The 876-nt window shown below is 68.3% G+C and carries 1 pseudogene; it reads right to left on the minus strand.

The features are described from left to right. Nucleotides 1–876 (minus strand): annotated as a pseudogene (locus KBI52_RS01225) (acetyl/propionyl-CoA carboxylase subunit alpha); the annotation flags it as partial.

The following is an 876-nucleotide window of genomic DNA, read 5'->3' on the forward strand; positions in this document are numbered from 1 at the left end:
CAGGGCCGCCAGCTCGGCCTCGCGTTTCGTGTAGACCCGCACCTCGGCCGAGGTGCCCGCATGGGACAGGACGACCCCGTTGAGGATCGGCCGCACCTGGAAGGCGACGGGCTCCCCACCCACCGTCCCGTTCCAAACGGGCTGACCGGGCACCCAGCCCGAGACGATCGGCCAGGCCTGGCCATCGATGACCACCGCGAAGCCGCCCTCGATGTCCTCGATCACGGCTTCATGCCGCTCCTTGCCCAGGAGCACGACGCGCTCGCGATCGAACTGCACGCTCGCAGCCTGCCGCATCTGACCGGAGATGTGTCGCTTGCGCTCGTTGAGCAGGTGATCGATGGCGGCGCCCACGGCCGCCATGCGCAGGGCCACCTCGCCCTCCGGGGGCGGCACCTTGAACCCCTGCGGGAACTCCTCGGCGATGAAGCCGGTGGACAGCTGGCCCGATTGCCAGCGCGGATGCTGCATGAGGGCCGACAGGAACGGGATATTGTGGCGGATGCCTTCGATGGCGAAGGCATCGAGCGCAGTCGCCTGAGCCTCGATGGCCTGGAGGCGGGTCGGGGCGTGTGTCACCAGCTTGGCGATCATCGGATCGTAGTAGATCGAGATCTCGCCGCCCTCGTTGACGCCCGTGTCGTTGCGCACCGTCACGCCACCCTGCTCGCCCTCGCGCGGCGGGCGATAGGTGACGAGGCGACCGGTCGAGGGCAGGAAGTTCCGGACCGGGTCTTCCGCGTAGATGCGGCTTTCCACCGCCCAGCCGTTCAGCTTCACATCCGCCTGCGTTAGACTGAGGCGCTCGCCCGCGGCGACGCGGATCATCTCCTCCACGAGGTCGATCCCGGTGATCAACTCCGTCACCGGATGCTC

Origin of the sequence: Microvirga sp. HBU67558 (assembly GCF_018069605.1) — a bacterium.
Classification (GTDB): Bacteria; Pseudomonadota; Alphaproteobacteria; order Rhizobiales; family Beijerinckiaceae; genus Microvirga; species Microvirga terrae.